At 51.6% G+C, this 9,792-nt stretch carries 5 protein-coding genes; 2 read left to right on the forward strand and 3 right to left on the reverse strand.

The genetic code is table 11. The features are described from left to right. Positions 1–190 precede the first annotated feature (190 nt). The gene (locus tag PHV74_12505; protein ID MDD5095178.1) at positions 191–358 is read left to right on the forward strand and encodes a DUF5679 domain-containing protein; all 168 of its coding nucleotides are present in this window, start codon (positions 191–193) and stop codon (positions 356–358) included. Positions 359–514: 156 nt separating this feature from the next. Here the strand turns inward: PHV74_12505 and rpoC are convergent, their stop codons facing one another. Together rpoC and PHV74_12515 are read right to left on the reverse strand one after the other, a co-directional pair. Next, positions 515–4,465 (reverse strand): DNA-directed RNA polymerase subunit beta', encoded by a 3,951-nt coding sequence (gene rpoC / locus PHV74_12510; GenBank protein ID MDD5095179.1) that lies wholly within the window; start codon positions 4,463–4,465, stop codon positions 515–517. Then, positions 4,465–8,157: a DNA-directed RNA polymerase subunit beta gene (locus PHV74_12515; GenBank protein ID MDD5095180.1), complete on the reverse strand. Its 3,693-nt coding sequence runs from the start codon at positions 8,155–8,157 to the stop codon at positions 4,465–4,467. The genes rpoC and PHV74_12515 overlap by 1 nt, the downstream gene beginning before the upstream one ends. Before the next feature lie 634 nt (positions 8,158–8,791). On the opposite strand from PHV74_12515, the gene mscL reads away from it, so the two are divergent. Then, positions 8,792–9,214 carry a large conductance mechanosensitive channel protein MscL gene (gene mscL, locus PHV74_12520; protein ID MDD5095181.1) on the forward strand — a complete coding sequence of 141 codons (423 nt, stop codon included), beginning with the start codon at positions 8,792–8,794 and terminating at the stop codon, positions 9,212–9,214. A gap of 73 nt (positions 9,215–9,287) precedes the next feature. On the opposite strand, the gene PHV74_12525 is transcribed toward mscL, so the two are convergent. Next, positions 9,288–9,792: hypothetical protein (locus PHV74_12525; protein MDD5095182.1), on the reverse strand; the 505-nt coding region annotated here is incomplete at its 5' end.

Raw genomic sequence — 9,792 nt, forward strand, 5'->3', positions numbered from 1 at the left:
CAGGCCATCTTGCTCCAGATGCTTGGATTACATCTGCCCCAGAGAATGAGGATTTACAAAAATGTAGTGTAGACTTTACGCTCGGGAGAACCACCTCCCAGATTCAAAACTGCGGAAGTTGGGCTAGCCCAAGAGAACTGCCAAGAATGATCACGCATTTGACAGTGCTGTGCTCAATACGCTATGCTGTATGAAAATTTATCAAGGAGGTACCGTGGCCCAAGCATACTGTGTGAAGTGTCGCAGCAAGGTTGAAATCAAAAGCCCAAAACAGATTATCATGAAGAACAAGAGGCCAGCAACCCAGGGAATCTGCCCAAAATGCAAGACCAAGGTATTCAGGATAGGCAAGGGATAGCCCGGAAATCACGGCGAACCGATTTGTTTAAAAGAGAAAGCCAAATTCCTTTGAAGGAATTTGGCTTTCTCTTTTACGCGAGCTTTCACCTCATGAATGATGATCTGTCAGGATTCACATCTGAAAAACCCTCAGCCCACCCATGAGGATGACATCCTATTCGTCCGTCGGCTCCGGCTCCGGCTCTCTTTCCTGGAGTTGCACTGACCCTTCTTTGGCAAACATCGGAAGAATCGCAGGCTCATTAGCAAGCCCTTGTTTTAAGAAGTAGTCTCGTGAAATCTTGCTGCGGGCCGGGATCAGTTTTCCGATGATCACGTTTTCCTTTAGCCCAACCAGCCGATCAATGCTGCCAACAATAGCGGCCTCGGTCAACACCCGGGTGGTCTCCTGGAAGGACGCCGCAGCCAGGAAGCTGGCCGTGTTAAGTGAAGCCCTCGTTATGCCCAGGAGTATCGGATATGCCGTTGCCGGCTCTCCTCCCTCGGCTAGCACTTTGGCATTGAGGTCCGCGTAGTCGAATTTATCCAGCAATTCCCCAGGCAGTATTCTAGTATCACCAGGGGAATCGATACGCACCTTGCGCAGCATCCGGCTAACAATAACTTCAATGTGCTTATCGTGGATAGTTACCCCTTGAGCTCGATAAACCTTTTGCACTTCGTCCACCAGATATCGGCGCACGGCTTCCACCCCCATGATACGCATGATATCCTGGGGATTGAGCGGTCCTTCAGTAAGCTGGTCTCCCGCATTCACCCGTGCGCCATTGTCCACCATGATCGATCCTGTGGGATGTACAAGATGTTCCCACTCTTCTACTTCTTCGTGCGAAACTGTGACTTTATTCCCGTGAATTTCAACTTTACCCCCAATCCCAGCCAAACATGCTGAAGCGATAACGTCTACAGGTTGTGCCTCAGAGTCCTCTTCCGTCTTCGGAACCGCCAAAACTTGCTCGGCAGTAACCATCTGACCATCGCTAACCACTAATTCATAGTTCGGTGGAATGGGGAATTCATCGCGATAGGTTCTGGTGTTTCTGATCTTGATCTTCCAACCTTCTCCAACATCCATGATATCCGCTATCCCATCGATCTCGGAGATAAGGCCCTGGCCTTTGGGAATCCTGGCCTCAACCAACTCCTCAACTCTGGGAAGACCACTGGTGATATCCAACCCCACCACACCTCCGGTATGGAAGGTACGCATGGTAAGCTGAGTCCCAGGCTCCCCGATGCTCTGCGCAGCAATGATACCGACAGCCACATCCATATCTACCACAAACCCACGAGACAAATCGATCCCATAGCAGAACTGGCAAATACCCCCTCGGGACTGGCAAGTGAAGGGTGACCTCACGCAAACTTCGGTAATCCCGGCTTCTGCAATCTGAGTCGCCTTTATCACGTCAATCATTTCGTTGCGATCAACGATCAACTGGTTGGTCTTGGGATCAACAACGGGGCTGGCAGCAAATCGCCCGGTGATCCTTTCAGCAACCGAAGGCAACGTGTCCTTATCATGCGACTCGCGAATCGTCAGGCCTTCTTCAGTGCCACAGTCCTCTTCACAAACGAGTATCTCCTGCGCCACATCGATCAACCTTCTGGTAAGGTAACCGCTGTCAGAGGTGCGCAGCGCTGTATCAGCCAAACCTTTGCGTGCGCCATGGGTGGAAATGAAGTATTCCAGAACCGAAAGCCCTTCTCTGAAATTGGCTTTAATGGGGAGTTCTATGATCTGTCCTGAGGGGCCGCTCATGAGGCCGCGCATTCCAGCCATTTGTCTGATCTGACCGATGTTACCCCTCGCACCGGAATTAGCCATCATGTAGATCGAGCCGTAACGGTCCAGAGAGCTCTCCAAGCTATTGGTGAGCTCATCAGTAGCCCGAAGCCAAGTCTTGACAACACTCTGATAGCGTTCGTCTTCGGTAATAAGGCCATCTTGATATTGGCCTTCAATGGCGCTGGTCTTCGTATCTGCCTTGCCGATAATCTTGTCCTTATCCGGGGGGATCTCCAGATCACTGACAGCCAGGGTTTTGCCCGACTTGGTGGCATAATGGAAGCCCAGGTTCTTGATGATATCAAGCATGGGAGCTGTGGCCTCAGGTCCGAGAAGGTGGAAACATTCGCCCGTGAGTTTCTTTAACGTCCTCTTATTCATCACCTGGTTGCGGAAACCAAGCTCTTTGGGGAGGGCATCGTTAAAGATAATCCGGCCGGCTGTTGTCTTGAAGAGACCCCCTTTATCCGGTTCTCTAACTTGTACCTCAGCGCCGAGTTCGATAATACCGAGGTCATAAGCTAACTTGACATCGTCAAAGTCAGCAAAAGCCATCCCTTGTCCTTTGGCGTTTTCCCTGATCGAGGTGAGATAATAACAGCCAAGAACCATTTCCAAAGTTGGGGCCACCACAGGTTCTCCCGAACTGGGCAACAGCATATTATTGGTGCTCAACATTACATGCCGGGCTTCTTCAACCGCGGCTTTTGAAAGCGGTATATGCACTGCCATCTGATCCCCATCAAAGTCGGCATTGAAAGCAGCGCAGACTAATGGGTGAAGTTGTATGGCGCTGCTATCGATGAGAACAGGCATGAACGCTTGCATACTGAGACGATGCAATGTTGGGGCTCGGTTCAATATGATTGGATGGTTCTCTACCACCTCTTCCAATATCTCCCAAACCTCTGGTTTTCCCTGTTCGACCGCTCGTTTGGCGCTCCTGATATTGTATGCCAGCCCTCTGTGGATCAGACGGCGCATGACGAAGGGCTTGAACAGTTCCAGCGCCATACGCTTGGGCAAACCGCACTGATGAAGTTTGAGTTCCGGCCCGGACACAATAACCGAACGGCCGCTATAGTCCACCCGCTTCCCCAGCAGATTCTGGCGGAAGTGACCCTGTTTGCCTCTGAGCATATCTGAAAGCGATTTGAGCTTGTGCCCATTGCTCGTAGTGACCGGCTTGCCCCGTCTCCCATTATCAATCAGCGAGTCAACCGCTTCCTGCAACATCCGTTTTTCATTGCGGATGATAACATCGGGGGTCCCGATCTCCATGAGCCGTTTCAAGCGATTGTTCCGGTTGATCACCCTGCGGTAGAGGTCATTGAGGTCGCTGGTAGCAAACCGGCCTCCATCCAACTGAACCATGGGACGAAGTTCAGGAGGTATAACCGGAAGCACGGTCAGAATCATCCATTCCGGTTTCGTTCCCTGCTTCATGAACGCTTCGATTACCCGAAGCCGCTTGATGGTCTTCTTTCGATGCTGGCCAGAGCTGGAGGCGACATCCTGATGGAGCTCCTCGCGGAGCTTGGTCAAATCAAGACGAGTCAGAATGTCATAGATAGCCTCGGCTCCCATACCAGCCTTGAACATATCACCCCACCGGCTCTTCAGTTCACGATATTCATTCACTCCCAGGAGTTTTAAGGGCTGGATATCCTCCAGTTCCTTGATCTTGGCAGCGATTTCTTCCTGGAGTTTGGCTCTTTGCTCTTCAGACTGATGCCGCTTTCCGCTATCTACAGCCTTTTCTTTTCTATCGGCCTTCTCATCCCCGGAAAGGGCCTCAGCCTCTTGCGCCTCACCAGTAGCCGATTCCAAATGCTGCAGCAGGCTGTATTCTAGTTCCTCTTTGAGCTTGTTCAGGGTCTGCTTTCTAGCCTCTTCGTCTACATGGGTAATGACAAACTTGGCAAAGTAGATCACCTGCTCAAGCCTTCTGGGAGAAAGATCGAGAAGAAGTCCGAGACGGGTCGGGGTTACCTTGACAAACCAGATATGGGCTACCGGGGCAGCAAGCTGAATGTGCCCCATGCGTTCTCGGCGTACCGATGAATGAGCCACCTCAACACCGCATTTATCGCAAATGACGCCCTTATATCTGACCTTTTTGTACTTGCCGCAGTAGCACTCAAAGTCCTTGGTGGGCCCGAAAATACGCTCGCAGAAAAGCCCGTCTTTCTCCGGTTTCAAAGTCCGATAGTTGATCGTCTCCGGCTTGGTCACCTCGCCGTACGACCACATTTTAATCTGCTCCGGGGAAGCCAAAGAAAGACGAATGGCGCTAAAATCATTCAGATCTAGCATTAGTCAGTCTCCTCAATTTCCATGCCCATTAAATTCACTCCGATCCTGGGGACTTCCGAAGATATCCCCTTCATGTGCAGCACCTGGTCATCATTTTCGCCGAGCACCTCCACAGCCAACCCCAAACTCTGCAGCTCCTTGACCAGGACCTTGAACGACTCCGGAATTCCCAGACTCAGGATATCCTCTCCCTTGACGATGGTTCCGTAAGTCTTGACCCGCCCTACCACGTCATCCGACTTGATCGTCAGCATTTCTTGAAGATTATAGGCAGCGCCATAAGCTTCCAAGGCCCACACTTCCATCTCGCCGAACCTTTGTCCGCCGAATTGAGCCTTGCCACCTAGCGGTTGCTGAGTGATGAGAGAATACGGGCCAGTGGATCGGGCATGAATCTTGTCCTCTACCAAGTGGATCAGTTTCATGATGTACATGCTGCCTACCGTTACAGGCTCATCAAATAGCTCACCTGTGCGTCCGTCATAGAGGGCCATCTTGCCGGAGGTGGGCGACGCCACTCTTTTCTCTCGAGAAACCATTTTTACTGCATGGTTTAGCGCCCCATCATCCATAGAGAAGGCGTCATTGATGCCCTGATCTTCCAGCCATGCCTTCAGGCAGGCTCGCTTAGCCTCGCCTCTATAGGTTTCGTCGAATACCTTTTCCGCATCAAAGCCGTGTTCTGTAAGCCAATCTTTGGCTTGCTCGATTGATTGCATTGGGGATTCGCCCTGCTGAGCGGTAGGGGCTACGGCGCACTGCACAAACCAAGCCCGAGCCAAAGAATCTTCGATAGTAACCTCATCGGCGCCATTGAACACCGGATTGCGCACCTTGAATCCGAGAGTATGACCTGCCCATCCGAGATGAGTTTCCAGCAATTGGCCCACATTCATACGGGACGGTACACCCAGCGGACTGAGGATAACATCTACAGGCCGACCATCGGCAAGATAAGGCATATCTTCCACAGGAAGCACCTTGGCGATAACGCCCTTGTTCCCATGACGGCCAGCCAGTTTATCCCCTTCGGAGATTTTTCTCTTTTGCGCCACAAACACCCTGATGATCTGGGTCACTCCAGGATCCAGTTGGTCACCGTTTATCCGGGAGAACTCTCTGACGGCAATTACCTTGCCTGATTCACCATGGGGCATCCGCAACGACGTATCTTTCACATCTCGAGCCTTCTCACCAAAGATGGCTCGAAGGAGTTTTTCCTCGGCAGTCAGCACCCTCTCGCCCTTGGGTGTGATTTTACCAACCAGGATATCCCCCGATACAACTTCGGCACCAACGCGAATGATGCCTTTCTCATCCAGATTCTTCAGGCTGGCTTCTCCGACATTGGGAATATCTCGGGTCATCTCTTCAGGCCCCAGCTTCGTCTTTCGGGCCTCTACTTCATACTTCTCAATGTGAATTGAAGTGAATTTGTCTTGTTTCACCAGCTCTTCGGAAATGACGATCGCATCCTCGTAATTGTAGCCATCCCAACTTACAAACGCACAAAGGACGTTTTGACCGAGGGCCAGATCGCTTCCATCGGTGGATGAGCCATCAACCAGGACCTGCCCTTCATGAACCCGTTCGCCTTTGTTCGCCCTGGGATACTGGGTGATGCAAGTGCCCTGATTGCTTCGGGTGAATTTGATAATCGGGTAGCTATATTCTTCGCCGTCATCGCCCTGGAGGGCGATCTTTTCGGCCGTTGATGAAACGATCTCGCCATCAACAGGGGCAAAAATCAATTGTCCGCTGTCGCGAGCAATCTCTCGCTCCATCCCCGTGCCCACCAGAGGAGATTCGGGACGAAGGAGGGGCACCGACTGGCGTTGCATGTTCGAGCCCATCAAAGCCCTGTTGGCATCATCATGCTCCAGGAAGGGGATCAGGCCCGTACTAACGCTCACGATCTGATTGGTGGATACGTCCATAAAGTCGATATTGTCCGGACTCTCCATCAAGAACTTTTCGCCGTGCCGCGATGAGATTCTGGGATTGATAAACTGATTGGTTGAATCAAGCCGGGCATTTGCCTGAGCGATGATGTGCTTGTCCTCTTCATCAGCCGTAAGATACTCTATTTCCGCGGACACAAAAGGTCTTATCTTGATCATCCGCGAAGGCAGTTTGGCCAACTTGCCGGCGATTCCCTTGGTAATTGCAGCTCCGGCATCGGCAATCAGCTTATCCTGGGCATCAAAAACAGGCTCTCGCAACGTCTTATCTATCAACTCACGAGAGGTGTTCTCCATTTCCCTGATTACCCTGCGATAAGGCGTTTCAATAAACCCGTATTCATTCACCCTGGCATAAACAGCCACTGAGGTAATCAAGCCGATGTTACGCCCTTCTGGAGTTTCAATGGGGCAGATTCTGCCATAATGCGAATGGTGAACATCGCGGACCTCAAATCCAGCCCGGTCACGGGAAAATCCTCCCGGCCCCAAAGCCGATAATCTGCGTTTATGAGTGAGCTCAGCCAGCGGATTGGTCTGATCCATGAATTGAGAGAGACGGGAGCTGCTGAAGAAATCTCTTATCGCCGAAGTTACGGCACGGTTATTGACCAAGGTGCTTGGCGTAGCCGACCCGATATCGAGCAGGCTCATCCGCTCCTTGACCGTCCTCTCCAGGCGAAGCAATCCCACCTTAAGATGACTTTGCAGCAATTCCCCCACTGCCCGCACACGTCGATTTCCCAGATGGTCGATATCGTCAGGCGAATCCAGGCCATTATTGACCATGATGATGTGGCGCACAATGGTCACCAGATCCTCAGGTGTAAGAGCCTGTTGGGTGAGCGGTCGATTGAGCCCCAGCCGCTTGTTCAGTTTGTAACATCCGCCTTTACCCAACCGATATCGACGCGGATCGAAAAAGAGAGCATGCACCAATGCCCGTGCGTTGTCCGGAGTTGGTGGCTCGCCAGGTCTCAGCTTTTTGTAAAACTCAATGAGCGCATCTTGTTCATTTCTGACCAAGGGATCCCGCTCCATTGTAGCGCGGACGTAGGAACGATCCGGATCGGTATCCACATCAGCAAACATCTCCAGGAGTCTCTCATCCTCTCCATATCCAATTGCCCGAAGCAAAGTCGTGGCAGGGATTTTTCGCCTGCGGTTTATCTTGACCAGGATAGCGCCTCGGCTTGTGGTCTGAAATTCAACCCAGGCTCCCCGATCCGGCACCAGCTTGGCAAAGCAAAGACCGCGTCCACTGCTGGGATCATTCGTTATCGTGAAATAGACACCCGGAGAGCGAATAAGCTGGTTTACCACCACGCGCTCGGCGCCATTGATAATGAAGGTGCCTCGCGGAGTCATAATGGGAAAATCACCGATGAACAGTTCCTGCTCCTTGATCTCCCCGGTCTCCTTTACTGTCAATCTGGTCTGGACCTTCAAAGGAGCAGCATAGGTCAAATCACGTTCCTGACACTCTCGTTCGGGATATTTTGCTTCACCGAAAGAGTGTCCCAGAAAATAGAGCTCAAAACGCGTGCCGGTATAATCCTTAATAGGGGATATCTCCTCAAAGAGCTCTCTGAGCCCTTCGCCCCGGAACCAGTTATAGGAATTGTGCTGGATTTGAATGAAATTGGGAATCCCGGCGACTTCCGGGATGCGGGCAAAGGATTTGCGCGTGATGTCTTCAATGGGATGCGGCAATGTAGTAAATGCAGTCAATGTAGATGCTCCACTTAAAGGATTTCCGCACAATCTCGATAGCGGAATGCGGGAAGGTAGCAACAGAAGTCAATATTATTGATGCTCCACCGAAACCAAACAGGCCCCTTCGCTCTCGCGCTTACAGTAAACACAGTAAACATTGGATATTGAGATAATAATATTGGAAGGGCTAGAATGAGAGTGAGTAATCGACGCAATCGCAAAAGGTGATCTTACCATATCCAATAACACCTGTCAATAGTTAGTCTCTTCCAACACAAGATGAGCCCGAGAGTTGATTATCACGTCTCGAATAGAGTAAGATGGGTTCAATCCAACTCCCGCCACTTGTGGTACACAACCATACCCGTCATTGCGGTTACGCTAAAGCGAGCCTTCACACGCGATGGAATCAAGCTGATTGGCTTCTCGAGTGGGGGATTCCTATTTTAACTGTGCTCAAACCAATTCTATCAGATCGCAGGGACTAAGGCATAACGGAACCGGAAAAATAGCGGCTGAAAACAAAATCGAACAGCCTCAAGCCGGAAAGGGGGTGAATAGAGGAGTAACGGACTGATTCTGCTCATGGACCTGTCATGAGGCCAGGGATCGAGTTAGTGAGCAATAAGCTAAAGGAGGAGGTAAAGAGATGAAGCTACTTAATGAGTTCAAGCAGTTTCTGTTACGAGGAAATGTGGTCGATCTGGCCGTTGCAGTCGTCATCGGCGCCGCCTTCGGTGCGGTAGTGACTGCACTGGTTGCCGACTTTATTACGCCTCTGATCGCCGCCGTATTCGGCGAACAAGATTTCTCAGCTCTCGACTTCACTATTAACGACAGTGTCTTCAGGTACGGCCACTTCCTCAATGCGCTGATCGCATTCGTGGCGATCGCCGCCGTAGTGTTCTTCCTCGTTATCAGACCGGTCAATGCCTTGATATCCCGGTCCCGAAAGCAGCCGCCCGCGGATCCGACCACGCGCAAGTGCCCGGAGTGTCTCAGTGAGATTCCTCTTGAGGCGCATCGCTGCAAGTTCTGCACTTCACAGGTGCCTCCGGTAGCAGGCAAATAATAAGGCCGCTCATCGGGTCAGAGAAGATAAAGGACTGGAGTAACATAGACCCTGCTCACCCGGGAGAGACCGGTTAGCGGATGCCGGTATCAATATCGATATTCAGCTGGACGGTCTCTCCCGGGAGTATCTGTATTGTTCTGGGGACATCACTGCTCCGGTCGATGCCGGCGTGGTTGATGTCGATGACATACACCCCTGGAGATAGCTCCTGACGATAGTTTCCGTCATGCCCGATATCAATCAGGCTGATGAGCTTTTGGCCGAACTGGTCATAGACCATCACTTTTCTGGCATCGTAGACTTCCGGCGGCACGTCGTTCGGGTCATCACCCGGCTGCTGAACGGGGTGTATCGGCGCGATGGTTACATGACCCTGAAGCAGCCCTTTGGGCTGCGCCTTCTTCACCGTGAGCCACAGCCGATATTCCTCCGGAGAAATTTCCTGACCGAGTTTGGGGTAGGGAAAAACCTTGAAGCTTATGGTGTAATCACCATAAGCAGCTGAAGAATACCCATCGCCCAGCCCGGACTGCGTCAACTTCACCGACCCAGGGGAGTCACCACTTTCAACCTCC

Source organism: Dehalococcoidia bacterium (genome assembly GCA_028711995.1).
Taxonomy (GTDB): Bacteria; Chloroflexota; Dehalococcoidia; order SZUA-161; family SpSt-899; genus JAQTRE01.